The organism is Rhodococcus sp. AG1013, from assembly GCF_003350365.1.
Classification (GTDB): Bacteria; Actinomycetota; Actinomycetes; order Mycobacteriales; family Mycobacteriaceae; genus Prescottella.
Map to the genome: position 1 here is coordinate 64,549 of NZ_QQAT01000011.1, position 25,861 is coordinate 90,409.

Annotated in this window: 25 protein-coding genes; 11 read left to right on the top strand and 14 right to left on the bottom strand. The window is 68.4% G+C overall.

What is annotated here, in order from left to right:
- The first annotated feature begins 4 nt into the window (after nt 1–4).
- Entirely contained in the window at nt 5–1,678 is a 1,674-nt protein-coding gene (locus DEU38_RS15075) for a sulfatase-like hydrolase/transferase (RefSeq protein ID WP_114722222.1), read from the top strand.
- Nucleotides 1,679–1,813: 135 nt separating this feature from the next.
- Here the strand turns inward: DEU38_RS15075 and DEU38_RS15080 are convergent, their stop codons facing one another.
- The 6 genes from DEU38_RS15080 to DEU38_RS15105 form a co-directional block, all read right to left on the bottom strand.
- Complete coding sequence (locus tag DEU38_RS15080; protein WP_114722223.1) at nt 1,814–2,980, bottom strand: mandelate racemase/muconate lactonizing enzyme family protein; 1,167 nt, start codon at nt 2,978–2,980, stop codon at nt 1,814–1,816.
- Nucleotides 2,977–4,116, bottom strand: coding sequence for a mandelate racemase/muconate lactonizing enzyme family protein (locus DEU38_RS15085; RefSeq protein ID WP_114722224.1), 1,140 nt, complete (start codon nt 4,114–4,116; stop codon nt 2,977–2,979). The genes DEU38_RS15080 and DEU38_RS15085 overlap by 4 nt, the downstream gene beginning before the upstream one ends.
- Nucleotides 4,113–5,750 (bottom strand): BCCT family transporter, encoded by a 1,638-nt coding sequence (locus DEU38_RS15090; RefSeq protein WP_114722225.1) that lies wholly within the window; start codon nt 5,748–5,750, stop codon nt 4,113–4,115. Before DEU38_RS15090 ends, DEU38_RS15085 begins: the two co-directional genes overlap by 4 nt.
- Nucleotides 5,751–5,776: 26 nt before the next feature.
- Complete coding sequence (locus DEU38_RS15095) at nt 5,777–6,442, bottom strand: GntR family transcriptional regulator (protein ID WP_114722226.1); 666 nt, start codon at nt 6,440–6,442, stop codon at nt 5,777–5,779.
- A 305-nt stretch (nt 6,443–6,747) separates the two neighbouring features.
- A complete protein-coding gene (locus tag DEU38_RS15100; RefSeq protein WP_114722227.1) occupies nt 6,748–8,061 on the bottom strand; it encodes an alpha/beta fold hydrolase in 1,314 nt (437 codons plus the stop codon).
- A gap of 14 nt (nt 8,062–8,075) precedes the next feature.
- A complete protein-coding gene (locus tag DEU38_RS15105) occupies nt 8,076–8,873 on the bottom strand; it encodes a helix-turn-helix domain-containing protein (RefSeq protein WP_114722313.1) in 798 nt (265 codons plus the stop codon).
- Between the two features lie 130 nt (nt 8,874–9,003).
- Here DEU38_RS15105 and DEU38_RS15110 point away from each other — a divergent pair, with 130 nt between their 5' ends.
- Complete coding sequence (locus tag DEU38_RS15110) at nt 9,004–9,369, top strand: nuclear transport factor 2 family protein (RefSeq protein WP_114722228.1); 366 nt, start codon at nt 9,004–9,006, stop codon at nt 9,367–9,369.
- A gap of 33 nt (nt 9,370–9,402) precedes the next feature.
- Here the strand turns inward: DEU38_RS15110 and DEU38_RS15115 are convergent, their stop codons facing one another.
- The 3 genes from DEU38_RS15115 to DEU38_RS15125 are packed head-to-tail and all read right to left on the bottom strand — an operon-like array spanning nt 9,403 to nt 13,295.
- Nucleotides 9,403–9,615 (bottom strand): hypothetical protein, encoded by a 213-nt coding sequence (locus tag DEU38_RS15115; RefSeq protein WP_114722229.1) that lies wholly within the window; start codon nt 9,613–9,615, stop codon nt 9,403–9,405.
- A 31-nt stretch (nt 9,616–9,646) separates the two neighbouring features.
- Entirely contained in the window at nt 9,647–10,447 is an 801-nt protein-coding gene (locus DEU38_RS15120; RefSeq protein ID WP_114722314.1) for an SWIM zinc finger family protein, read from the bottom strand.
- Between the two features lie 22 nt (nt 10,448–10,469).
- Entirely contained in the window at nt 10,470–13,295 is a 2,826-nt protein-coding gene (locus DEU38_RS15125; RefSeq protein WP_181818794.1) for a DEAD/DEAH box helicase, read from the bottom strand.
- Between the two features lie 89 nt (nt 13,296–13,384).
- On the opposite strand from DEU38_RS15125, the gene DEU38_RS15130 reads away from it, so the two are divergent.
- From DEU38_RS15130 to DEU38_RS15150, 5 genes are all read left to right on the top strand, one after another.
- The gene (locus DEU38_RS15130; RefSeq protein WP_114722231.1) at nt 13,385–13,702 is read left to right on the top strand and encodes a hypothetical protein; all 318 of its coding nucleotides are present in this window, start codon (nt 13,385–13,387) and stop codon (nt 13,700–13,702) included.
- A 64-nt stretch (nt 13,703–13,766) separates the two neighbouring features.
- Nucleotides 13,767–14,471 carry an HNH endonuclease family protein gene (locus DEU38_RS15135; protein ID WP_114722232.1) on the top strand — a complete coding sequence of 235 codons (705 nt, stop codon included), beginning with the start codon at nt 13,767–13,769 and terminating at the stop codon, nt 14,469–14,471.
- 43 nt (nt 14,472–14,514) lie between these two features.
- Entirely contained in the window at nt 14,515–15,345 is an 831-nt protein-coding gene (locus tag DEU38_RS15140) for a shikimate 5-dehydrogenase (protein ID WP_114722233.1), read from the top strand.
- On the top strand, nt 15,346–15,831 hold the full coding sequence (locus DEU38_RS15145) for a DUF6328 family protein (protein ID WP_114722234.1): 486 nt from the start codon (nt 15,346–15,348) through the stop codon (nt 15,829–15,831).
- 23 nt (nt 15,832–15,854) lie between these two features.
- Nucleotides 15,855–16,313 (top strand): thioesterase family protein, encoded by a 459-nt coding sequence (locus DEU38_RS15150; RefSeq protein ID WP_114722235.1) that lies wholly within the window; start codon nt 15,855–15,857, stop codon nt 16,311–16,313.
- Nucleotides 16,314–16,319: 6 nt separating this feature from the next.
- Here the strand turns inward: DEU38_RS15150 and DEU38_RS15155 are convergent, their stop codons facing one another.
- Nucleotides 16,320–17,348 (bottom strand): phosphotransferase family protein, encoded by a 1,029-nt coding sequence (locus DEU38_RS15155; protein WP_114722236.1) that lies wholly within the window; start codon nt 17,346–17,348, stop codon nt 16,320–16,322.
- Nucleotides 17,349–17,515: 167 nt separating this feature from the next.
- Complete coding sequence (locus tag DEU38_RS15160) at nt 17,516–17,995, bottom strand: Lrp/AsnC family transcriptional regulator (protein WP_114722237.1); 480 nt, start codon at nt 17,993–17,995, stop codon at nt 17,516–17,518.
- Nucleotides 17,996–18,161: 166 nt separating this feature from the next.
- Between DEU38_RS15160 and pdhA the strand changes: the two genes are divergently transcribed.
- The 4 genes from pdhA (at nt 18,162) to DEU38_RS15180 (ending at nt 22,653) form a co-directional block, all read left to right on the top strand.
- A complete protein-coding gene (gene pdhA, locus DEU38_RS15165; RefSeq protein WP_114722238.1) occupies nt 18,162–19,259 on the top strand; it encodes a pyruvate dehydrogenase (acetyl-transferring) E1 component subunit alpha in 1,098 nt (365 codons plus the stop codon).
- A complete protein-coding gene (locus DEU38_RS15170; RefSeq protein WP_114722239.1) occupies nt 19,256–20,251 on the top strand; it encodes an alpha-ketoacid dehydrogenase subunit beta in 996 nt (331 codons plus the stop codon). Before pdhA ends, DEU38_RS15170 begins: the two co-directional genes overlap by 4 nt.
- A 19-nt stretch (nt 20,252–20,270) precedes the next feature.
- Nucleotides 20,271–21,422, top strand: a complete 1,152-nt coding sequence (locus DEU38_RS15175; protein WP_114722240.1) for a dihydrolipoamide acetyltransferase family protein — start codon at nt 20,271–20,273, stop codon at nt 21,420–21,422.
- Between the two features lie 136 nt (nt 21,423–21,558).
- The gene (locus DEU38_RS15180; protein ID WP_397484719.1) at nt 21,559–22,653 is read left to right on the top strand and encodes an MFS transporter; all 1,095 of its coding nucleotides are present in this window, start codon (nt 21,559–21,561) and stop codon (nt 22,651–22,653) included.
- A 137-nt stretch (nt 22,654–22,790) separates the two neighbouring features.
- On the opposite strand, the gene DEU38_RS15185 is transcribed toward DEU38_RS15180, so the two are convergent.
- The 3 genes from DEU38_RS15185 to DEU38_RS15195 are packed head-to-tail and all read right to left on the bottom strand — an operon-like array spanning nt 22,791 to nt 25,662.
- Entirely contained in the window at nt 22,791–24,215 is a 1,425-nt protein-coding gene (locus DEU38_RS15185; RefSeq protein WP_114722242.1) for an NAD(P)(+) transhydrogenase (Re/Si-specific) subunit beta, read from the bottom strand.
- Nucleotides 24,215–24,547 (bottom strand): NAD(P) transhydrogenase subunit alpha, encoded by a 333-nt coding sequence (locus DEU38_RS15190; RefSeq protein WP_114722243.1) that lies wholly within the window; start codon nt 24,545–24,547, stop codon nt 24,215–24,217. The genes DEU38_RS15185 and DEU38_RS15190 overlap by 1 nt, the downstream gene beginning before the upstream one ends.
- Entirely contained in the window at nt 24,547–25,662 is a 1,116-nt protein-coding gene (locus DEU38_RS15195; RefSeq protein WP_114722244.1) for a Re/Si-specific NAD(P)(+) transhydrogenase subunit alpha, read from the bottom strand. The genes DEU38_RS15190 and DEU38_RS15195 overlap by 1 nt, the downstream gene beginning before the upstream one ends.
- Between the last annotated feature and the right edge of the window lie 199 nt (nt 25,663–25,861).

Here is a 25,861-nt window from a genome sequence, read left to right on the forward strand (position 1 = left end):
CCCGATGGACTCCCCGAGCACACCGCTACTCGACGCGATCGATCACCCGCTGAGCCGTCGCTCGCTCATGGGCGGTGCCGGCGCGCTACTGCTGGCCGGCATGGCGGGCGCGACCACGCGTGCGGGCGCATCCCCGCAACCGGCCGTCGCCCAACAGCCCGGCAGCGTGCCGCGTCGACCCAACATCGTCGTCGTGATCACCGACCAGGAACGCCGACCGATGTTCTGGCCCGAGGGATGGGCGGAGCAGATCCTGCCCCACCGTAAACGGCTGGCCGACACCGGATTGTCGTTCGACAACTCGTTCTGCAACGCGGCGATGTGCTCGCCGAGTCGCAGTACGTTCTTCACCGGCCTCTACCCGGCGCAGCACGGCGTCACCGCGACACTCACCGAGGGCGGGACGGTCTCCCCCACCGAGCCGACCCTGCCACTGGACATCCAGAACATGGCCGAGCTGCTGGAATCGGCCGGCTACAACGTGCACTACCGCGGCAAGTGGCACATGAGCAAGGGCTCCGACGGCGGCGACCCGTCCGGCGCCGATCTCGCCGCCTACGGATTCCAGGGCTGGATTCCGCCCGAGGGCGGCCAGGACACCAACCCCGACCACTTCGGTGGCGGGTGCGCCGATCTCGACAGCCGCTACGCGACCGAGGCCGTGGACTTCCTGCACGGCCTCGCCGCCGGCGACGACACCCCGTTCGCGCTCATCGTCTCGTTCGTCAACCCGCACGACGTGCTGGCCTATCCGCAGACGTGGGACGCGATCAACGGAACCTGCGACAACTACGGTTCCGACGCCCCCGGCATCTTCCAGCAGGGCATCGAACTGCCGCCGACCTACGACGAGAAGCTCGCCGCGAACTTCAAACCCACCGCGCAGGTGCAATCCGAGTTGCTGCTGGCCGCCGGACTCGGACCGCTGGTCGGCCCCGACGCCGCCCACAACTACGCCAACTTCTACGCCTACATGCACAAGGTGGTCGACGAACACATCGGTGCCGTGCTCGACGCGCTCGAATCCCAGCCCGGCAGAAGGGATTCGACGGTGGTGATCCGGATGTCGGACCACGGCGAGATGGGACTCTCGCACGGCGGGCTGCGGCAGAAGGTGTTCAACGCCTACGAGGAGACCCTCCGCGTGCCGATGGTCATCAGCAACCCGGTGATGTTCCCGCAACCGGTGCGGACCGGCGCCCTCGCCACACTGATCGACGTGATGCCCACGCTCGCCACCCTCGCCGACGTCCCCGACCGGTCCGCGTGGGACTTCAAGGGCGTCGATCTGATGCCGGTCGTGACCGACGCGGCCGCCCACCCGCAGTCACCGAGCGCCGAGGTGCAGGAGGTCGTCCACTTCACCTACGACGACCAGAACTGCGCCACCCCCGACGGACAGAACATCGTCGCCCAGCCCAACCACATGCGCACCATCCGGGACCGACGCTGGAAGTACTCGGCCTACTTCGACCCCGCCGGTGTGGTGCCACCGCAGTTCGAGATGTACGACCTCGACACCGACCCGCTCGAACTGCACAACCGCGCCGATCCGTTGAACATCACGTGGTTCGCACCGGCACAGGCGATGACCATGCACACGAAACTGTTCGAGGTCATGGACCGCTGCGGCACCACCCCGGCGAAGGGCCTGGGCCCGGTGCCGTTCGGGAGCTAGTCGGCGGCCCTCCGACGAGTCCTCGCATCAGTTCGAGACTTCGTCGGAACGCGCAGTGCGCCGCTGAACGAAACGTCGTCGGCGGTCCCGAAACTCACTTCGCCCATAGACTCTCCGCGTCCAAGGCAGGCCGTTCTATCCGATCGTGATGCGCCGTAAGCACGTTGCCTCGACCAGATCCCAGTCCAAGTCGACTCCCAGGCCCGGTTTGTTGGGTGCTCGCACATGTCCGGTGTCGTCGACTCTGATGTGGTCGAGGGCCGCGAACTCCATCGGCTCGATGGGCATAGCCTGTTCGAAGTAGCGGCAATTCGGATAGGCAAGCATGAGGTGGAGGTTTGCCGCCTGGGAGAGCGTGTATCCCCAGGATTGAAGCTCGACATTCATCGAACTCGCACGGGCAAGTTCCATCACGCGGCGCGCACCGGTAATGCCGCCGGCCAGCGTGGCATCGACGCGCGCGTGATCCCAACAACCCGCCTCGATACCGGATCTGATGAGCTCGGGCGTCAGAATCTCATTGCCTGCAGGCAGAATCTCGATTCCAAGCTTGCTCCGCAACCATCGATATCCGTCGAGGTCGGCGTCGGGTAAGGGCGCCTCGAACCACGTGTAATCCAACTCCTCGAGCCGCCGGCCGACCCGGAGCGCATCGCGACGGCTGTACCGGCCCTCGACGTCGAGCATCCATGCGACATCCAGATGCCCGTAGCGCTCGGCAATCGCGTCGACCAATTCCAGGTCACGGTCCGGGTAGCACCAAGTGTGGAATTTGACGGCCCGATACCCGGCATCGAGGTACTCGGCCGTCGCATCCAAGTACTCACCGATCGTGGGGAAGAAGGGCGTGCTCGCGTACGCCTGAATCTCGTGGCGGAACCCGCCCAGTAGTCGGTACAGCGGCACACCCAAGGATTTCGACTCGAGATCCCACAATGCAATGTCCAGCGGCGCCAGCGAAACCGGAAGCATCGAGGCACACCGGTTCGCCATCAGCACATGCAGACGTTCGCGCTGGGTCGGATCCTGCCCGATCAGCGCACTACCGACATGCTCGATCGCATGTCCCAGTGCGACGTCGACACCGCCCTCCGTCCACGAAATCGCCGCTCCCACCCCGAATCGACCGTCGCTTGCGGTGATCCGAACGATCGTGTTGGTGATGTGCAGCTCGTCGTAGTGCGCAGATGTGCGATATCGAGCGTCAGGATTCGCGAGGACGAAGACATCGACGGACTCGATGAACCCCGGTTCTGCAACGCGGGATTCGGCGATTCCTCGATCGAAGTTCGATGCAGTCATGATTGCCCACCCCAGCCGATCCTGACCCGGTACCGCTCGAGCAGGTCCTCGTCCAGTTCGATTCCGAGGCCGGGACGATCGCTGACCAGAACGTGTCCATCGACAAGAGGCGGCGGGTTCGTCACCAAACTCGTCGACAACGGGCTTGTACTGCGCGAGTATTCGACCAGGTCGCCGCCAGGCGTTGCCGCGAGGAATTGCACCGTGGCCGCCAGCAGAATGCCGGTGCTGAATCCGTGCGGGACCAGGCGGGTGCTGTACTCGTCGGCCAGTGCCTGGATCCGCCGCATCTCGGTGATCCCACCGCATCGGGTGATGTCCGGCTGGACGATGTCGGGCGTTGTCTCACGGATGAACTCGGCAAACTCGGCTCGTGTGGTCAGGCACTCTCCACCTGTGATCGGTGTGCCCGACGCCTCGGCGAGGCGCCTCAACCCGTAATGGTCATCTGCTGCGAGCGGCTCCTCGATCCAGGACAGACCGAACTCGGACATGCGCCGTTCCTGCTCCTGCGCATACCGGTAGTTCCGCCACCGGTACACGAGGTCGACGGCCAATTCGGCATCGGCGCCCACTTCGTCACGTACCGACCGCAGTACCGCGGCATCATGCTCGGGATCGAGTCCGAACAATCCCCCGCCCAGTTTCATACGGTTCAGGCCCTCCTCCTGGAGTCCTGCGACGATGCGCCGGTTCGCATCGGGGTCGTCGTCAGGAATGAAGGTGCCGTAGGCGGGGATCCGATCGCGCACCCGGCCGCCGAGGAGCCGGTGGACCGGCTCACCGTAGTACTGCGACGCGATGTCCCACAGGGCGATATCGATTGCGCTGATGGCGTGAATGGCAGCGCCGCGGCGGCCCATGTAAGACGAGTACTCGTACATCTTTCGCCACAGGCGCTCGATGTCGAGCGGATTCTCGCCGACCAGGATCTCGCGCAGGCCGATGCTGGTGGAATGCGACGACGGTGTGTCCACGAGCGCACACATCACGGCAGGAGAGCTGTCGGCCTCGCCGATGCCGATCAGTCCTTGATCGGTGTGAACCCGGACGAGGAAGGCGTCCTCACCCCACTCGCACTGCTCGGTCAACCCAGGAACCCGGAGCCAGATCGGCTCGACGTCAATGATCTTCATCGCGGCGTGCTGCTCTCTTTCTCCAACGCGTCTTCCGCTGGGTCCGCAATCTCCTCCGGTCGCACGAGCCCGGATTCGGGATCGACTCGGGGACCGTCCTGCCGAAGCCACCGGGTGAGGCCGACGATCTGCATCCCGAGCAGGAACAGAAACGGAATCGCGGTCAGTGTCAGACCTGTCTTGAGCGTCCCGAGGTTTGCGTTGATCGCCAACATCGCCATCGGAATCGCTGCGAGCATGACGACCCAGAACAGACGGAGGCCGCGAGCGGGATCGGTGCCCACCGGGAGGTTTCGGGTGCTCACCGCCGCAACTGTGAACGAGGTGGCATCCATGTGGGACGCCAAGAACAGCAGCATGATCACGAAGTAGACCACCGAGAACACCTGCCCCAGCGGCAGGGAGTTCAGCAGCTGCGCCACCGCGAAGTCGCCACCGCGCGTGGTGAGCAGCTCGGGCGCGTTGACGGTGCCGTTGACGGTCTCGTTCATCGCGTAGCTCGACAACACGCCGAAGAAGAACATGATTCCGGCGCACCCGCCCACTACCAGCCCGATCACCGTCTGACGAATGGTGCGGCCCTTGGAGACTCGCGCAATGAAGATCGCGACACCGGGCAGGTAGGAGATCCAGTACAACCAGTAGAAGACGGTCCAGTCACGCGTGAACGAGCCCCCACCATTGGGATCGGTGAACAACGACATATGGACGAAGTTCTGGATCTCGAGCCCGAGACCGTTGGTGATGTTGTTGGTGATGAACTCGGTCGGGCCGATGATGTACACGCCTGCAGCGAAGCCGAACGCAGCGAGGACCGCGATCTTCGCGAGCTTCTGCAAGCCCTTGTCGATACCGATGAACGAGCTCAAGCCGAACACCAAGGTAGACCCAGCCAGGATCACGGCCTTGATCCAGAACGAGTCCTCCACTCCGGCCAGCCCGGATACACCGGCCGAAACCGTATTCACCGTGACCGTGACCGTGAGGATCAGGCCACCGAACGTACCGAAGAGGAACAGCAGGTCGATCACACGACCCCAGACGCCGCCGGCGCGCATACGCCCGTTTACGGCCTCGATGTTGCCGGCATAACTGAGTCGTCGTCCCCGCCGAACGTGGAAGTAGTACGCCATCGAGATGCCCGCCACCACGTACATCGACCAAGCAATCGGACCCCAGTGGAAGAACGCATAGGCGATTCCCATGTCCATCGCTTCACGAGACTCAGGTTCGATGTTGAGTCCTGGCGTTTGGTAGTAGTACGCCCACTCCATGAAAGCCCAGTACATCGTCGCCGAGCCGAGGCCGGCGGAGATGAACATGAACAGCCAGCTGGGCGTGGAGTATTCAGGCTTGCCCTCGCCGAGCTTGATCTTTCCGAAACGCGAGATAGCAAGCCCGACGGCAAGGATGAAACAGCCGAAGCCCATCAACTGGACCGGCGCACCGAATATGCGTGTCGAGGCGTTGAACACCGTATTCGCGCCGTTCTGCGCTTGGTCCGGCCAGATCAAAAGCGCGACGACGACCAACCCGACAACGACGAGGGCGCCGATTGCCAGGACGAGATCCACTCTCGGTCGACGAGCCGCCGACGCTTCCGCTACCGCCGGCGCGGTATCCACTGCGGTCATTTCTTCTCCTATGAAGCGAGATGCGCTCACTCGGCGCGTTCGGCACCCAGCACGTCCAGGTGGGGGGAATTGGTATCGAGAATGTGGGCCTTGAGGGCAGCGAGGCTGCTGTCGAGATCCCCGGTACGGAAGGTGTCCACGAGTCGACGGTGGTCCTCGAGGAATGAGGTAAGGGCCCCGGTCCTACCGGTTTGCAGGGCAAAATGCATCCGAATCCGTTGATGGATGGAATCCCAGATGCTGCGGGCGGTCACCGAATCGCATGAATCGACGATCAGTTCGTGGAATCGGATGTCGGCGATGTTGAAGGCCTCGATATCGCCGCCGTCGACGGCGCGCTCCATGTCCGCGAGCACCACCGAGAAGGCGTCGAACACGTCCGAGTCGAATCGCTTCAGCCCCTCTTTCAGGGCGAACTGCTCGACATCGACTCGGATGGGCAACAGCAGTCCCTCTACCTCGTTGCGAGAGATCGAGGCCACTTCGGTACCGGTATAGGGCGTCGAAATGATCAAGCCCTGCAGTTCGAGAACGACGAGAGTTTCACGGACGACCGATCGGCTGACGCCGTACTCGTCCGCCAGTTCCTGCTCGATCACGCGAGAACCCGGAGCCAGCTCGCCGTTGAGGATCTTCCGGCTGAGCTCCGCGACGAGCCGGTCCTTGAGCGAGAGTTTCACGAGTTTCCCCACTTCGACATCCCTTCATCGTCAATCGATTGACGATTGTCGACAATAATTGATCGTGATCTCCGACACAAGCCGGTCACATCTGGGGCACCCAGTCCTCCACCGACGGTCATGGTTCAGTTCCGGTGCCTGATCTCGGGAATGCAGATCCCGTCGAGGCATCGACGAGCCCCGAAGTTGGCCGCCTTGGCGACAGAGAAGGTGTGGGGAGTACGCACGCGACGGACCGTCTCAGCCGGCACACCACCGCATCGTCGAGGTGAACGGGTGCAGGCCTGTGCCGGTGACGAGCCTGCACGCTGGCACCATCACTGCGGCGCGCAGTCGTCCTGCACGACACGGCCGGACGCGAGGAACTCGGTCACCAGCCCACCGCAACTCGAGCCGACCGTGGAACCGTGCACGCTGTCCTCGATCGTGAGGAGCCGACCGCCCATCGCGTCGTGCGCGTCGAGTGCCCACGGGTACGGCGTCACGAACTCGTCGCGATGCCCGATGATCAGCAGGTCGGTGCCGGTGTTCGCGACGGAAGTCGGCTCTCCGTCGAGTGGCCAGCCCGTGCACAGACTGATGCCGGGCACATCGGAGTCGGCCGGGAATTCGATGCGCCGCTGCGGGTCTCGTCGAATGTCGGCGTTGAGCGCCCGATGCTCGGCCAGCTGGGTCTCGGTGTCGCCGACGGGTCCGAGGCTGTTGCAGATGTACGCGATTCCCGCCGTAGGGTTCACCGCGTGTTCCAGGAAGTCCTCGGTCGACGGATCGAGCGGAGTGTCGTCGCCCGCGGCGCCGGGATCAGTGTCCGGCGGCACGTCGGGCTCATCGGGGGCGGGCGCATCCTCCCCCTCCGGCACGATGTCGTTCGGCTCGGGCGCGAGCCCGGGCGGGGCATCCGGGTCGGCGGTCGCGAGCACTCGCAGAGCCTCGGCAGCGGATGTACCCGTGTAGTCCATGCTGTCGAGCACCACGCGGCGCAGATGGTCGGGGAAGCGAGACTGCAACTCCGCCCCGAGGACCGTGCCCCACGAGACACCGAGGAAGTCGACGGTGTCGAGACCGAGGGCCCGCCGCACCGCGTCCAGGTCGCGGGCCGCGTTCGCGGTGGTCATGCTCGCGACGAGGCCGGGATCGACGCCGACACAGTCCGCGTTGGCCTCCGCGATCGATTCGGCGTACGCGGTGAGTGCGGCGTCGTCGTCGGTGTCGGGATCATCGGGCTCCGGACATGCGAGGCCGGTCGAGGCGCCGGTCCCGCGCAGGTCGATGCCGACGACCGTGCCGCCGACACCGAGCGACGATGCGACCGTCGCGGCCATGCTGCGTCCCTCGACTCCGGGACCGCCCGGATTGACGAACAGCGTGGGGGCGCCCGGATCGGTTCCGGTGATCCGGCTCAGTGCGAGTTCCACTGTCCTGCCGTCGGGGTCGTCGTAGTCCAGTGGCACGTCGACGCTCGTGCACTGCAGACGCTCGACGACGCCCGGGTCGATGCCCAGATCCGTCACGTAGTCGGTCAGGTCGCCGCACGGACCCCACCCGACCGACCGCGAGGTGGCCGTCCCGGTCGCGCCGCCGCATCCGGACAGGACCGCGCCGCACACGGTCGCGGCCGCGAGCACTGCCATCGGTCGCCGCGCCCTCACCTGGCTCCGTTCGCCCCGAGGAACCGGGTTGTCGCGGCGTCGGCCGGGAAGAACGATTCGATCGCCAACTCCGACACCGTCACGTCCATCGGGGTGCCGAATACCGTTGTCGTGCTGAGGAACGCGAGATCGTGGCCGTTCGCGCGGAGGCGCAGTGGCACGACGAGCGAGGCCCCGCCCGGCGACACTGCACTCTCCCCACCGGGATAGGCCGCCAGTTCCTCGCGCAGACGGCGCAGCTCGCGGTCGCCGGTCGCCTCGATCTGGTGGTCGAGCCGGTGCAGCACGTGCGCCCGCCACTGCCCGAGGTTGGTGATGCGCGGCGCCATCCCGTCCGGGTGCAGGCTCAACCGCAGCACGTTGACAGGCGGCTCGAGCAGCCAGGCGGCGGCGCCGTCGGTGAGCAGTCCGATCGCCGAATTGGCATCGATCATGTTCCAGTGCCGGTCGACGACGACCGCCGGCAGCGGATCGTGCGCCGCGAGAATCTGCGCGACGGCGTCGACCACCGCCGACATGGGGACGTCGGCGAGCACGTGCTCAGGGAACGCCGGGGCGAAGCCGGCCGCCAGCAGCAGCGTGTTGCGGTCGCGCAACGGAATGTCGAGCTGTTCGCCCAGACGGAGCAGCATCTCCCGCGTCGGCTGCGCGCGGCCGGTCTCGAGGAAACTGACGTGCCGCGTCGACACCTCGGCGCGATTGGCCAGGTCGAGCTGGGTCATCCGCCGATGCCCCCGCCACCGGCGGAGCAGTTCCCCGACCGGCTCGGTGGTCGTCTCCTGTGCCGCGGTCATGGCACCACAGTAGAAGCTCCGGGGAACGGTCCCCATTACCTCCGAGGTAATCGACCGGACGCCGCATGCCGGGCAGATTCGTTTCCGCAGGCCGCCGACCGGCAGCCCACCGGAAACGAAGGAGCGAACGATGAACGACTTCGACACCCTGATCCAGCGCTACCTGGCCACCTGGAACGAGACGGACACCGGCAAGCGTGATGCGATGGTCGCCGAACTGTGGGCCGACGACGGCCGCTACGTCGATCCCATCGGCGCCGCCGACGGTCCGGCCGCGGTGAGCGCGCTGATCGGCTCCGTGCAGCAACAGTTCGCCGGCATGCGTTTCGAACTGGCCGGCGGCATCGACGCACACCACGATCAGGCCCGCTTCACGTGGGAACTCGGCCCCGTCGACGGCGAGGCGCTGGTGGTCGGGTTCGACGTCCTCGAACGCGACCACAACGGCAGGATCCGACTGGTTCTCGGGTTCCTCGACAAGGTCCCCACGGCCTGACGGGCGAGGTCGCGCCCGCGACACCCCGCGGAGCTACGAGCCGAACATGATCAGGTCGGCGATACCGGCGAAGAAGTTCCAGGTGTCGGCGAAGATCTGGCCGACCACTGCGGCGAGCGGCCACAGTGGTTCGGGCAGACTTCCGAGCGGGTTCGGACCCGGAGGGCTGGCGTTCGCGACACCACCACCAACGAGCAGGAGCACACCCACGAGCGCGACGGCGGCGGTAATCCTGATCCTGTTCATACCCGGTGTATCCGGGCGGATCGGTCGCCCGTTACCGCCGTCGCGGATCGCGTGCGCCGAGCGCGCGGTAGCAGGCGCCGAGGTCACGCAGCGCCGACACCACTTCGGAGGGATCGTCGGTGTCGGCCTGCAACACCTTGCGGAGCAGCGCGGGGTCCAGGTCGTCCGTTGCCGCGCAGTATTCGACGGCGGGCAGCTCGGGCAGGTGCGCGCCGTCGCCGAAGTAGTCGTCGGTCCCGGCCGGCGGCTGCTCGTCCTCGCCCCCGACGCTGCGGATCAGGGTGTCGAGGTCCAGGCCGCGGAGGGCGAGCATCGTGAGGGGATCGTGGTCCACCCGCTCGGCCAGCAGGTAGGCGACGGCCGCGACGTGCTTGCACGGCCAGCCCGGGTCGGGGCACGTGCAGTCGAAGTCAAGTTCGCCGCTGCTGCCCGGCAACAGCATCGGCGCCAATTCCTGCGGCACAGCGCCGGACGCGAGCGCAGCGAGCATGCCCGGCGTCGAACGCACCGTCTCCACGAACGCCGCCACCTCGTCGTCGTCGAGGGTGCGCAGCGTCAGCACCGAGGTGAACGGCGCGATCTGGCTGCCCTGCACCTCGCCGGTGACCCGTCCGGGCGCGATGTGGAGGGCCACCACCTGGCCGCCGCGGGCATAGGTGCGTCCGCGACTGAGCCGGCCGGTGTCGCCCGCCCGCTCGAGTACCTCGGTCAGGGCGCGGCCCCACCACCCGCGCGCGAACGCGCCCCGCTTGGACTGCGCCTCGACACCACCGACCACCCGGAGCCGCGGGCCGAAGCCGCGGAAGTCCGGGCGTCCGTCGCGAGGACTCATCGACACCACCTCGTGCAGGCTCTCATTCGCCGACCGCCTCGTCGCCGAGGGTGAGCAGGTCGTGCAGTTGGTCGGTGCTCATCTCGGTGATCCACCGCTCGCCCGTGCCCACCGCGAGGTCGGCCAGTTCCTGCTTGGTGGAGAGCATCGCGTCGATGCGTTCCTCGAGTGTCCCGACGCACACGAGCTTGCGGACCTGCACGTCGCGCCGCTGCCCGATCCGGAAGGCCCGGTCCGTCGCCTGGTTCTCCACCGCCGGGTTCCACCAGCGGTCCAGGTGGACAACGTGATTGGCGGCGGTGAGGTTCAGTCCGGTGCCACCGGCCTTGAGGGAGAGCAGCATGATCGGCGGTCCGTCGTCGCCCTGGAACTGCTCGACCATGCGGTCCCGTCGCGCCTTGGTGACGCCACCGTGTAGGAACGGCACCTCCACCCCGAACCGCTCGGACAGGTACGGCACCACCAGGTCGCCGAACTCGCGGAACTGCGTGAACAGCAACGCCCGTTCGCCGTCGGCGGTAACCGATTCGAGGATGTCCTCGACCAGGCCGAGCTTGCCGGACCGGTGCCGGCCGCGGCGCAGCACCCCGGACCCGTCGCCGAGGAAGTGCGCCGGATGGTTGCACACCTGCTTGAGCCGGGTGAGCGCCGAGAGCACCGCTCCCTTGCGCTGCATGCCCTCGGTGTCCTTGATCTGCTTCAGCATCTCGTCGACCACCGCCCGGTACAGCGCGGCCTGCTCCACGGTGAGGTTCGCCCGCACCGTCATCTCGAACTTGTCGGGCAGGTCCGAGATCACCGTCGGATCGGTCTTCACGCGCCGCAGGATGAACGGCGAGGTCACCGCCCGCAGGCGGGACACCGCCGCCTCGTCCTGCTCGCGTTCGATCGGCACGGAGAACCGGGCCCGGAAGGCCTGTGCGCTGCCGAGCATGCCGCGGTTGACGAAGTCGAGGATCGAGCGCAGCTCGTCGAGACGGTTCTCCACCGGGGTGCCGGTGAGCGCGATCCGGTGCTGCGCGGGGATGGCGCGCGCGGCCCGCGCCTGCGCGGTGGCCGAGTTCTTGATGTGCTGCGCCTCGTCGAGCACCACCCGCCGCCACGCCTGCTCCCCCAGCGCCTCGACGTCGCGGGCCAGCAGCGAGTACGTGGTGATGACGAGGTCGCTGTCGCGCACCGCCGACGTCAACTCGTCACCGCGGCTGCGCCCGGCGCCGTGGTGCACGTGGACCCGCAGGTCGGGCACGAACCGGGCGGCCTCGCGCTGCCAGTTCCCGACCACCGACATCGGGCACACCAGCAGCGTCGGATGTTCGGACCGTTCGTGGGCCAGCAGCGCCAGCAACTGCAGCGTCTTGCCCAGGCCCATGTCGTCGGCGAGGACGGCGCCGAGCCCCGTCTCGCTCATGAACGCGAGCCAGTCCAGGCCGCGCTGCTGATAGGGCCGCAGGATCGCGTGCAGCCCCGCCGGCTGCGGCACCGGCGTCGGCTCGAGGGTGCCGTCGAGCAGGGTGCCGACCCACCCGGTGGCGTGCACCTCGTCCACCGGCACCGGGGGACGCTCCGCCTCGGTGAGCTGCCCGAACAGCCCGCCCAGGGTGCCGTCCTCGCCCGAGTTGCGCTGCGTCACATAGCGGGCGGCCTGCGCGAGGACGGTGTGATCGGCCTGCACCCACTTGCCGCGCAGGCGCACCAGATCGCTCTGGGTGCCCGCCAGCCGGACCAGTTCGTCGGGGGTGAGCACGACGTCGCCGAGCGCGAGTTCCCAGTCGTAACCGACGATCTCGTCCATGCCGACGGCACGGTCCTCGGCCGCCGCGGGCACCGGGGGCGAGGACACCTTGACCCGCAGCGACGGCGAGACCACCGCCCACGCGCGCGGCAACAGCAGCGTGATCCCGGCCGCGGTCAGCTCCCGCGCCCCGTGCAGCACCAGATCGGTGACGACCGGGGTGGGCAGCAGCAGGTCGAGGCTGTCCGGGTCGGTGGGCACGTCCCGCAGCCGCGGATACGCCGCGACCGCGGCCGCGAGCTTGCGGACCCCGATCTCGAGCAGGCGGGAGTCCGTGCGATGCAACAGGATCGGATTGGGCGCCTCACCCTCGGGCCGCAGGCACACCTGCAGGCGCCACAGCGCGTCGTCGAGGAGTTCGGGTTCCGCGCCCGCCTCGTCGGTGTCCTCGGCCTGCCCCTCCGGCTCCACCAGCCGCAGCACCAGTTCCGGTTCGTCGACGGTGAGGCTGCCCCGCCACGCCTCGAGACCACTGGCCATCCGGTTGTTGCCGCCGTCGTACGGCTCGCCGCGCAGCAGCGCCCGCAGCAGCGGGTGGTCCGAGTCTCGATCCCCCAGCAGCTCGCGCACCACCGCATCGGTCAGCTCGGCGACGAAGTCGTCGAGGATCTCCCGCGGGCTGCCCTCGTGCCGCTGCACCGGCGGCATCGCCGCGGCCAGCTCCGCGAGCCACGCGCGCTGCCGCTCGCCACCGAGCAGCCGCCACCGCGGCCACCAGTGCCCCTCCGCCCGGTACAGCTCGGGCACGACGCGCCCGGCGCGCGCCCAGCGTTCGACGCCGCGGGCCACGTGCGCCAGGTACCGCAGGTCGCCCGAGATCCCCGGAACGCCGTCCGGCACCGCGAGCAGGACGTCGGCGGCCTCGGCCGGAGCCAGCGCCAGGACCGGCACCCGCTGCGGCTCCACCCCGACCGCGGCGGGCACGTGCACGGTGTGGTGGCGGCGGAAGCGTCGGCGCAGCACGCGGCCGAGCGCCTCGGGCAACTCGGGCAGCTCCGAGTCCGGGCCTCGCCACAGCATGAGGCCCGCTCCCGGCGACCAGAGCCCGTGCAGCATGCGGTCCATCCAACCAGCCGCCGCCGACAAACCTGGAGTTCGCCTCGTCACCAGGCCCATACTGGGCAGACGCACAACCGGGAGCGGTCATGACGATCATGATTCAGGTCTTCGAACAGGTGTATTCGCCCACCACACCGTGGCAGCAACGCAAGGTCGCCTTCGTCGACGCCGACCACATCGTCGCGATGCGCCTCGACGGCCAGTCCGGGGTGTGGCTCGACGTCACCAAGCAGGGCGAATCGCATCGGCTCGCCACGACGAGCTCGCCGGAGCAGGCCATCTACTTCCTGCTCAGCGTCTTCGGCACCATGGCCGAGTGCCGGCAGAACGGCGGGTCGTGGCTGATCGGCCACGACGGCGTCGGCGCCGGTTCGATCCGCGCCGCGAAGTTCCCGCATTCCTGACGTCCCCTGTCGGTGCGGTCCGGCACACTGACCGCGGCAGGTCAGCGTCCGGGGAGGGGCAGCGGTGAGACGGGTTCGGGTTGTGCTGTGCGCCGCGGCGGTCGCGCTGGTGTCCTGGTCGGCTGGGTGTGCGATCGGGCCGAGCACGTCGGCGCCCGCTCCCGGCAGCCCCACCCGCGCCGCGATCGACAACCTCCTCGCCCGTGCCCAGGTGGTGGCGTCCCGTCCCGACGCGCCCGGCTACCAGCGCGGCTGCAAGGCCGGCCAGGGCTGCGTGTTCGGCCCGTCGTGGTCCGACGACCATTCCGGACCCGCGGGCTACGACGGCTGCGACACCCGCAACAACGTCCTGGCGGCCGACCTCACCGACATCACGTTCCGGGAGGGCACCCGCGACTGTGTCGTGATCGCGGGCGTGCTCGCCGACCCGTATTCGGGCCGGCGCATCGAGTTCACCAAGCAGGACGCGGGCGCCGTGCAGATCGATCACGTGTACCCGCTCGCCGCGGCGTGGGACATGGGTGCCGCCACGTGGTCGCCGGAGCAGCGACGTGATTTCGCGAACGACGTCACCTACAACCTGCTGGCCGTCAGCGGACCGGAGAATCAGGCGAAACGCGACAGCACACCGTCGGACTGGCTGCCGCCGGATCCGGCGTACCGGTGCTTCTACGTCGGCAAGTATCTCGGGGTCGCCGTGCGCTGGGGACTGCCGATCACCGCGGCGGACCGAGACGCGATCGACGATGTCGCCGCCGGGTGCGCGTGACGAGTTCCCCGCGCGAGGTCGGGCCGCCGGTTAGCGTGGACGGGTGAGCCGAACGATCACCGGAGATGTCAGCAAGGACACCCGCCTCTGCATGTCGCTGTCCGGACGGCCGAGCAACATCGGCACCCGTTTCCATAACTATCTCTACGACGAACTGGGCCTCGACTTCGTCTACAAGGCGTTCACCACCACCGATCTGCCGGCCGCGGTCGCCGGGATCCGCGCCCTCGGGATCCGCGGGTGCGGGGTCTCGATGCCGTTCAAGGAGGCATGCATCGAGCACGTCGACGTGGTGCACCCGTCGGCGTCGGCGATCGACTCCGTCAACACGATCGTCAACGAGGACGGCGAACTGCACGCCTACAACACCGACTACCAGGCGGTCGCCGATCTGCTGCACCGCGCCGAGCTGAGTCCGGAACTCACCGTCGCGGTCACCGGCAGCGGCGGCATGGCCAAGGCCGTGGTCGCGGCGTTGCGGGACAGCGGCTTCCGGACCGTCACCGTCGTCGCCCGCAACGCGGACACCGGTACCGCTCTCGCACGAACCTACGGGTTCGAGTGGCAGCCCGAACTCGGCGCCGCGCACCCGCAACTACTGGTGAACGCCACCCCGATCGGGATGGCCGACGGCCCCGAATCCGAGGCGCTGCCGTTCCCCGAGGCCGCCGTCGTCGCCGCGCAAGCCGTGTTCGACGTGGTCGCGCTGCCGCCCGACACGCCCCTCGTCCGGCTCGCCACCGAGCACGGCAAGACCGTCGTCACGGGCGCCGACGTCATCGCGCTGCAGGCGGCCGAGCAGTTCGTGCTCTACACCGGAGTCCGCCCCACCGACGAGCAGATCCGGCGGGCGTCGGAGTATTCGAGGTCCTAGATGGCCGAACTGCCGCCCGCCGAACCGGGAGAGACGCCGAGCGCACGCCTGGCGCGCAACTTCAGCGAGCTCCTGCAGGAACTGCGGGTGGCGCAGGCGGGAGTGCAGATCCTCTTCGCGTTCCTGCTCGCGATCGTGTTCACCGACGTCTACGCGGAGCAGTCGGCGTACGTCCGGGGACTGCACCTGGTGACGGTGCTGTGCGCCGCGGCGTCGTCGACGCTGCTGATCGCGCCGGCGGTGTGGCACCGGATCCTGTTCCGGCACCGGCGGCGCGAGGAGATCCTGCGCTACGCCAACCGGTGCGCGCTCGCCGGCTCGGCCTTCCTCGCGGCCACCATGACGGGGACGGTCCTGATCGTTGCGGAGGTGGCCGTCGGCGGATGGTTCGCGAAACTGATCGGTGCGGCCACGGCGGTGGTGTTCGTGGGGCTGTGGTTCGTCGTGCCGCGGCTGCTCCGTCCGGACGACGAGCTGCCCGCGTGAATTCCGCGCTATCGTCTGAACTCATGACAGCCCCCGACGAGCCCGAGCCTCGCGCCGAGGCCTATCCCGCACTGTGGCCGGTACCCACCCGCTGGGCGGACAACGACCACTACGGGCACGTCAACAACGTCACCTACTACTCGTACTTCGACACCGCGGTCAACGGATGGCTGATGGCGAGCACGGGCCTCGACATCCGCGAGCTGCCGGCCATCGGGATCGTCGCCGAGACGTCGTGCCGGTTCGTCCGCGAGCTGTCGTTCCCCGACCAGCTGCACGTGGGTCTGTCCGTGGAACGGCTCGGCACCAGCAGCATCGTGTACGCGCTCGCGATCTTCCGCGAGGACAGCGACGGGATGCTCGACCTCGCGGCGACAGGTCGGTTCGTCCACGTCTACGTCGACGCAGAGACTCGCCGCCCGGTCCCGATCCCACCCGAGATCCGCAGCGCCGCACACCTACTCACCACGGATGCCAACTGACTCCGCTCAGTTCAGGCCCACGGCATCCGCGGTGGCGACCGCGCGCCTGACGACGCCGTCGATCAGTTCGGCGGTCGGTCCGCCCCGCTCGGCACGGTTGCGGGGATCGTCCGTGGTGCGCCGCAGCACCCCCTCGGCGATGATCGCGAGCTTCCACAGCGCCAGCACGTGCCAGAACCCGACCGCGGACGCATCCCGTTTGGTCTCGTGGACGTACACCTCGACCAGCTCGTCCCGCGTCGGGAATCCCTCGAGCGTCGACGCCATGAACGGGCCGGCGACGCCGTCGCTCCGTTCGGGCCAGTAGGCGAGCAGACCGCCCAGGTCGGCCAGCGGGTCGCCGAGTGTGGACAGCTCCCAGTCGAGCACCGCCACGACGCGACCGTCGTCGGGCGAGGTGATGACGTTGCTGAGGTGGAAGTCGCCGTGTACCAGCGTGGTTTCGGTCTGCTCCGGGACGTTGCGCGCGAGCCTGGCGGCGAGTCTCTCGATGTCGGGCAGGTCGTGTGTCTTGGACTGGGCCCACTGCGCGGACCACCGCTTGAGCTGGCGCTGCGCATACGGTGCGTGGCTCGCGAGGTCGAGCAGGCCGGCGCTCTCGAGGTCCACACGGTGAATGCTGGCGAGCGCCTTGGGAAGCGACAGGCCGATGGCGCGGCGGCGCTCGGGGCTGAGCTGCTCAGCCACGGCTTCGTGGTCGATCACGAGGCCGTCGACGTAGCTCATCAGCACCAGTGGGACATCGGTGACCGCCGGATCCGTCGTCAACGCAAGCATTTTCGGCACCGGGACGTCGGTGCCCTGCAGCGCGGCGAGGATGCGGTGCTCACGAACCACGTCGTGCGCGGACGCCAGTAACTGTCCCAGTGGCGGACGCCGCAGCACCCAGCGTCCGCCGCCCGAATCACGAACGGCGAAGGTGAGATTCGACTGCCCGATCCCGATCCGCTCGAACGACAGCGGCGCTATCGCGCCGACTCCCAGGCCGGCGATCCATGTCGAGACGGCATCCTCGTCGAGACCCACAATGCCCACTTCACACCACTCCCCTGCCGCGTCTCGTGTGTTGCTCCCGTTTGACCTGAACACTTCGAACAAGCTGCTGAAAACAGTCGGCGAAACGGCCGATTCCACGGCGTCGAACACACCCCCGCCAACATCCGTCCGCCGATGCTAGCCGCCCGAAAGCTCCGATGCGGGCATTACGGCGCGCGGCCTTCGGCGGTGCGCTCGAGCAGCGGGGCGGTCCGCGGCCCCACCAACTCCCGCATCACGAGCGCCATGTTGGTGCGCTCGACACCCGGGATCTTCAGGATCTGCCCCGCGAGCCGGTAGAGGTCGTCGGCGTCGGTCGCGACCACCTTCACCGACAGATCGGTCAGGCCGGTCATGCCGTACACCTCGACCACCTCGGGGATGTCGGCGAGCGCGTCGACCACGGCGTCGAGCTGGTGCTGGTCCACCCGGGTGGAGACGAAGGCCGCGAGCGGATAGCCCAGCGCCCGCGGATCCACCAGCCGGTCGAATCCGCCGATGGCACCGGATCCCTCCCACCGCGCCAGCCGCGCCTGGACGGTGTTGCGGGAGAGCCCGAGCCGCTGTGCGAGTTCCACGCCCGTCGCGCGGGGATTGTGCGACAGCTCGAGCAGCAGTCGGGCATCGGTGCCATCCAGAGTGGTCATATTTCGCAGTGTGCCCGCCGCAGCACCCCCCGAGTTGTGCATTGTGCTGAATCGTTGCAACTTCGCTTGCGCAGATCGCGGGACGGTGGATGCTGTGAGGTAGAGCACTTGCATTCGGCGTCCGCTCACGAGGCGGCCCCGGATCCCGGCAGCGAGGTGACCCACGATGGCCGACAAGATCGCCTTCCCGGTGCAGCTGGTCCAACCCGACGGACGACGCGTGCACCGCCCCGACTACGCAGCGCTGGTCGCCGACATCGGTCCCGACCGGCTGCGCGATCTGTACGAGGACCTCGTCGTCGTCCGGCGCATCGACACCGAGGCCACCGCGCTGCAGCGGCAGGGCCAGCTCGGGATCTGGGCGCCGCTCCTGGGGCAGGAGGCCGCGCAGATCGGGTCCGTGCGGGCGCTCGAGCCGGACGACTACATCTTCACCAGCTACCGCGAGCACGCCGTCGCGTACTGCCGCGGCGTGGATCCGGCGGTGATGACCCGGCTGTGGCGCGGGTGCGCGTTCTCGGGCTGGGATCCGGCGTCGGTGAACATGACGAACCCCGCGATCGTGGTGGGGTCGCAGGGCCTGCACGCCACCGGGTACGCCCTCGGCGCGCACCTGGACGGCGCGGAGATCGCGACCGTCGTCTACTTCGGTGACGGCGCCACCAGCCAGGGCGACCTCGCCGAGGCGCTGGGCTTCGCGACGAGCCTGGGGGCGCCGGTGGTGTTCTTCTGCCAGAACAACCAGTGGGCCATCAGTGAACCCGTGCATCTGCAGAGTCCGGCGCCGATCGCGGCGCGGGCCGCGGGCTACGGAATGCCGGCGGTCCAGGTCGACGGCAACGACGTGCTCGCCGTTCTCGCGGTGACCCGCCAGGCCGCGCGACACGCGCGCGAGGGCGGCGGGCCGTCATTCGTCGAGGCCATCACCTACCGGATGGGCCCGCACACCACCTCCGACGACCCCACCCGGTATCGGACCGCGGCGGAATCGGAGGTGTGGAAGGCGCGCGATCCGATCGACCGGATGCGCCGTCTCCTCGAACGCGAGGGGCTGTTCGACGACGCCCTCGCGGACCGGGTGCAGGCCCGTGCCGACGAGGTCGCCGCCCGGCTGCGGGCCGGGGCACTCGAGGCGCTCGACCCGGATGTCGACGAGTTGTTCGAGCACGTGTACGCCACCGACCATCCCCTGCTCGACGAGGAACGCGCCGAGTACCGGGCGTACCTCGACACGCTGACCGCCGGTGAGGAGGCCCTGTCATGACCACCACGACACCCACGACCACGATGGCCCTCGGCGCCGCGCTGAACGCGGGACTGCGCAGGGCGCTCGAGGACGATCCGAAGGTGGTGCTGATGGGCGAGGACATCGGCAAGCTCGGCGGCGTCTTCCGGATCACCGACGCACTGCAGAAGGACTTCGGACCGGCCCGCGTCATGGACACCCCGCTCGCCGAATCCGGAATCGTGGGAACGGCGTTCGGGCTCGCGTTGCGGGGCTATCGACCCGTGTGCGAGATCCAGTTCGACGGCTTCGTCTATCCCGCGTTCGACCAGATCGTCTCGCAGGTCGCCAAGATCCACTACCGCACCCGCGGTCACGTGAAGGCGCCGTTGACGATTCGCATCCCGTACGGCGGCGGCATCGGCGCGGTCGAGCATCACTCGGAGTCCCCGGAGGCGTACTTCGCGCACACCGCCGGGCTGCGCGTGGTCAGCCCCAGCACCCCGGCGGACGCGTTCGCGATGATCCGGCAGGCGATCGCCCTCGACGACCCCGTCGTGTTCCTCGAGCCCAAGCGTCGCTACTGGGATCGCGGCGAGGTCGACGTCGACGCTCCCCCGGATCTGCCGCTGCACCGGGCCCGGATCGTCCGGCCCGGCACCGACGCCACTCTCGTCGCCTACGGCTCGATGGTCCCGACGGCGTTGCAGGCCGCGGACATCGCCGAGTCCGAGGGCACGTCCCTCGAGGTGGTCGACCTGCGGTCGCTGTCCCCGATCGACTTCGACACCGTGGAGGCGTCGGTGCGGCGGACCGGTCGGCTGGTCGTGGCGCACGAGGCCCCGGTGTTCGTCGGCCTCGGCGCGGAGATCGCGGCGCGCATCTCCGAGCGGTGCTTCTACCAGCTCGAGGCGCCCGTGCTGCGGGTCGGAGGCTTCGACATCCCGTACCCGCCGGCCAAGCTCGAGAAGCATCACGTCCCCGACGCCGACCGCATCCTCGGCGCTGTCGACGAGGTGCTCGCGGCATGAGCAGCGAGGCACTCGCATCATGACGCGGATCGAGGAGTTCCGGCTGCCCGACCTCGGGGAGGGTCTGACCGAGGCCGAGCTGGTGTCGTGGGCGGTGGCCGTCGGCGACACCGTCGAGCTCAACCAGGCGATCGGGGAGGTCGAGACCGCGAAGGCGCTGGTGGAGTTGCCGTCGCCGTTCGCCGGTGTCGTACGCGAACTGCTCGCCCGGCCCGGCGACACCGTGCCGGTGGGCGCGTCCCTGATCCGGGTGGAGACCGACTCCGCGACGCCCCCGAAGCCGACCGCGGAGACGTCCCGGGCCGATTCGGTGCTGGTCGGCTACGGGCCGTCCGCCCCCGCCCCGAGCCGCCGGCACCGTCGTGCCGGTCCGGTACACCGGGATTCGGCCACCCGCCCCGACGCGGTGCGCCGGCACCAGGCGCGGCCGGTCCCGGCCGGGACCGACGGGACCGACGGGGCGGACCCGCGGGAGACCCGGACCCCGATCCGCGGGGTGCGGCGGGAGACGGCGTCGGCCATGGTGCGCAGCGCGTCCACCGCCCCACAGATCACCGAGTTCCTCACCGCCGATGTCACCGAGACGGTGCGACTGCTCGAGCAGCTCCGGTCGTCGGACCGGTTCACCGGACTGCACCTCACACCGCTGGCCCTGGTCGCGAAGGCGGTGCTGGTGACGCTTCGGTCGCATCCCGGCATGAACTCGTCCTGGCTCGAGGACACCCAGGAGATCGTCACCAAGCATTACGTCAATCTCGGCATCGCGGCGGCCACCGAACGCGGACTCGTCGTCCCCAACATCAAGGACGCCGAGAAACTGACACTGCCCGACCTGTGCCGGGCCCTCACCGACCTCACCGACACCGCGCGCGCCGGGAAGGCGACACCCGAGCAGCTGTCGGGCGGGACGATCACGATCACCAACGTCGGCGTGTACGGCGTCGACGCGGGCACCCCGATCCTCAACCCCGGCGAGGCCGCGATCCTCGCCCTCGGCGCGATCAACCGTCGGCCGTGGGTGCACGAGGACCAGCTCGCGATCCGCGAGGTCACCACACTGAGCCTGACGGTGGACCACCGTCTCGTCGACGGCGAACAGGCGTCGACGTTTCTCGCCGATCTCGGGGCGGCGCTCACCGACCCGGTGCCGACCCTGCTCGCGCAGCTGTGACCGGTCCGGCCGCCCGGCACCGGAGTTCGGTACAAAGGGGTACGTGAACGCCCAGCAGACGGACCGGCCGCTCCACCTGCGATCGGCGCGTGCCGCGATCTTCGGGGTGTTCGGGATCAACGGCTTCCTGCTCGCGATGTGGGTGGTCCACATCCCGGCGATCGAGGCGCGCACCGACATCTCCCATTCGACGCTGGGGTCGCTGTTGCTACTCCTCGCGGCGGGCGCGATCGCGGGCATGCAGCTGTCGGGTCCGCTGTCGGACCGCTTCGGCAGCCGACGGCTGGTGGCGCTCAGCGGCACCCTGCTGTCGATCGCCGTGATCGGGCCCGGTCTGGCCGGCAACGCGTGGCAGCTCGGCTTGGCGCTCACGGTGTTCGGGTTCGGCAACGGCGCCCTGGACGTCGCGATGAACTCGCAGGCCGTCTACGTCGAGCAGGCGTACCGGCGGCCGATCATGTCTGCGTTCCACGGCATGTTCTCGATCGGCGGCGTCGCCGGCTCGCTCGTCGGGGCGGCGACGTTGGCCGCGGGCTGGTCGCCGCTCGTCGCGCTGGGCGGGTCCGCAGTGGTCGGTCTCGTGGGGATCGCCGTCTGCACGACGCGGCTGCTGCCGCCGTCCGCGCATCCACAGCCGGAGCATCACGAGACCCGGCCACGGGGGCGGTACTCGACCCGGGTGGTCGCACTCGGTGCGGTCGCGTTCGTGCTGATGCTCGCGGAGGGGGTCGCGAACGACTGGAGCACGCTGCAGGTCAAGGAGCATCTCGACACGACCGCCGCCGTCGCCGCGCTCGCGTTCGGAGGGTTCTCGCTGACGATGACGCTGGGCCGCTTCACCGCCGACCGTGTCAGCGCGGCGCTCGGTCCCGTCGCGATCGTCCGGTACGGCACGCTCATCGCGGCGGCCGGCATGGCGCTGGTGATCGTCTCGCCGTGGCTGCCGACGACGCTGCTCGGGTGGGCACTGTTCGGCCTGGGCCTGTCCGGGTGCGTGCCGCAGATCTTCACGACCGCGGGCAATCTCGGGACCGGCTCGGCGGGCGCGAACATGTCGCGCGTCGTGGGCATGGGCTACATCGGGTTCCTCGCCGGGCCCGCGACCATCGGGTGGGTCACCCAACTGGTGCCGCTCACCGTCGCGATGGTGGTGCCGCTGGCCTGCGTACTGGTGGCGGCGTGCTTCGCGGGTGTCGTCCGGCGCCCCACGAGCCGGCCCGTGCAGGTGTGAAAGTCCCTCCGAAACTCGGTCTCCCGAAACGGCGGAAGGGTCCCTTCACACGCTGGGAGCGTGTGAAGGGACCCTACGACTGTCGAGCGGAGGGGGAGTCACCCGGCAGCTGCCGTCTTCCGTGATTCCCGAAGCGGCTACAGGGCCTTGAGCTCCTCGGTGACCTCGGAGACCATCTTCTTCGCGTCGCCGAACAGCATGGAGGTCTGGTCGGCGGTGAACAGCGGGTTGTCGATACCGGCGTAGCCCGATGACATGGACCGCTTGAGGACGATGACGGACTTGGACTGGTCGACGTTGAGGATCGGCATCCCGTAGATCGGGCTGGACGAGTCCTCGCGGGCCGCGGGGTTGGTGACGTCGTTGGCGCCGATGACGACGGTGACGTCGGTGCGGGAGAACTCGCCGTTGATGTCGTCCATTTCCTTCATCGCGTCGTACGCGACGTCGGCCTCGGCGAGCAGGACGTTCATGTGTCCGGGCATGCGGCCGGCGACCGGGTGGATCGCGTACTTGACCTCGACGCCCTTGTCCTCGAGCAGCGCCGCCATCTCCTTGACCGCGTGCTGGGCCTGCGCGACCGCGAGACCGTAGCCGGGCACGACGATGACCTGGTTGGCGTACGCCATCTGGATCGCCGCATCCGACGCGGAGGTCGCCTTCACAGTGCCACCCGATGCGGCGCCGGCGGCGCCGCCGGCGTCCCCGCCGCCGAACGAGCCGAAGATGATCGCCGGGATGGACCGGTTCATCGCCTTGGCCATCAGGTTGGTCAGGATCGAGCCCGACGCGCCGACGATCATGCCGGCGACGATCATCGCCTGATTGTTCAGCGCGAGACCGGCGGCCGCCGCGGACAGACCGGTGAGGGCATTGAGCAGCGAGATGACGACGGGCATGTCGGCGCCGCCGATCGGCAGCACCACGAACAGACCCATGACACCGGCGGCGACGAGCAGGCCGACGATCAGCCACGGCGACTGCGGGTCGCCGTCGGCGCCCAGGCCGATGTAGATCGCGAGACCGAGCGAGACGAGCGCGAGGACGATGTTCGCCAGCTGGAACAGCTTGGCCGACGCGACGACCTTCTTCTCGAGGTTCTTGTTGAGCAGTTCCTGCAGCTTCGCGAACGCCACCAGCGAGCCCCAGAACGAGACCGAGCCGATGATCGCGGCGAACAGCGAGCCGACGATGAACGGCGCCGAGGGCACCGCCTCGACGGCGGTGAAGCCGTCGGAGTTGAGGAACTCGGCCCACGCGATGAGCGCGACGGTGCCGCCGCCGACACCGTTGAACAGGGCGACCAGTTGCGGCATCGCGGTCATCTTGGTGCGCAGCGCGGGCGGGACACCGAGGATGATGCCGACGGCCAGGCCGCCGATGATCAGGCCCCAGTTGTCGGTGTCGCGGATATCGATCAGGACCGCGACGACGGCGACGAGCATGCCGACCGCGGCGATGTAGTTGCCGCGCACGGCGGTCTTCGGGCCGGTCAGGCCCGACAGACCGTAGATGAACATCGCGAACGCGACGATGTACAGGATCGTGACGAGGTAGCCCATCAGGCGTCAGCCCCCTTCTTCGCAGCCGCCTTCAGGGCGTCCTTCTTGGGCTTGAACATCGCGAGCATGCGGTCGGTGACCACGAAACCACCGACCACGTTCAAGGTGCCGAACACCAACGCGACGAACAGAATGATCTTGATGCTCCAGGGCGCGTCACCGGGCAGATGCCCGAGGACGACGAGCGCGCCGAGCACGACGATGCCGTGGATGGCGTTGGTGCCCGACATCAGCGGCGTGTGCAGCGTGTTCGGCACCTTGGAGATGACGGCGAAGCCGACGAACCCGGCCAGGACCAGGATCGCGATGTTCGCGAGCAGTTCGTTGTACATCAGGCGTTCGCCTCCTCACGGGTGACGCAGGCGGCGGCGAGGATCTCGTCGTCGAAGTCCGGCGCGAAGGCACCGTTCTCGTCGAGCATCAACTCGATGACCGCCTGCAGGTTCTTCGAATACAGCTCGGAGGCGTGCTCGGGCATCGTCGCCGGCAGATTCAACGGCGAGCAGATCGTCACACCGTGCTTGACCACGGTCTGACCGGGCTCGGTGATCTCGCAGTTGCCACCGGTCTCACCGGCGAGGTCCACGATCACCGAGCCGGGCTTCATGCCCTGCACCGCTGCGGCCGTCACCAGACGCGGCGCGGGACGACCCGGCACCAGCGCGGTCGTGATGACCACGTCGAAGCCCTTGATCGCGTCCTCGAGCGCCTGCTGCTGCTGGGCCTGCTCGGCCTCGGTCAGCTGACGGGCGTAGCCACCCTCGCCGGCGGCATCGATGCCGAGATCGAGCCACTGTGCACCGACGGAGCGGACCTGATCGGCCACCTCGGGGCGCACGTCGTAGCCGGTGGTGCGGCCGCCGAGACGCTTCGCCGTCGCCAGCGCCTGCAGACCCGCGACACCCACACCGAGGACCAGCACGGTCGCCGGCTTCACGGTGCCCGCGGCGGTGGTCAGCATCGGGAAGTACCGCGTCGACTCCGACGCCGCCACCAGCACCGCCTTGTAGCCGGACACGTTCGCCTGCGACGACAGCGCATCCATCACCTGGGCACGCGAGATACGCGGGATGGCCTCGACCGCGAAGGCCTGCACGCCGGCCGCCTTCAGATCCGCGATCCGGTTGTCCGCGTTGCGGGGCGCCAGGAAGCCGATCAGCGTCGAGCCCGAGCGCAGCTTGGCGATCTCGTCGGTCGACGGCGCGGCCACCTTCGCCACGATGTCCGCGGACCACGCGTCACCGATGGTGGCACCCGCCTCGACGTACAGCTCGTCCGGAATCAGGGCGGCCAGACCGGCCCCGGACTCGACAACGACGTCGACGCCCTTGGCGGACAACGACGCCACAACCTTCGGCACCAGCGCCACCCGCCGCTCGTCGTCGTTCGTCTCCCGAACGACACCGACCGACGGGCGCACCTGTGCCGCGCTCTTCGATGTATCCAATGTTTCGACTTCCTGCGTTAGATGGTGTGCACGCCACGACGGGCGGCAACTCTCGAGCGATCGACGGACGATGACCCGATCGATGCAAGTGGTCCACGATGGTAAGCAGAACTACCGTGAGCAAGGGAACACACGCAAGTCGTCAGAGTCGTCTGAATCGAGTCCGAACAGAGGTATACCACTGTAAGGAACACATTTT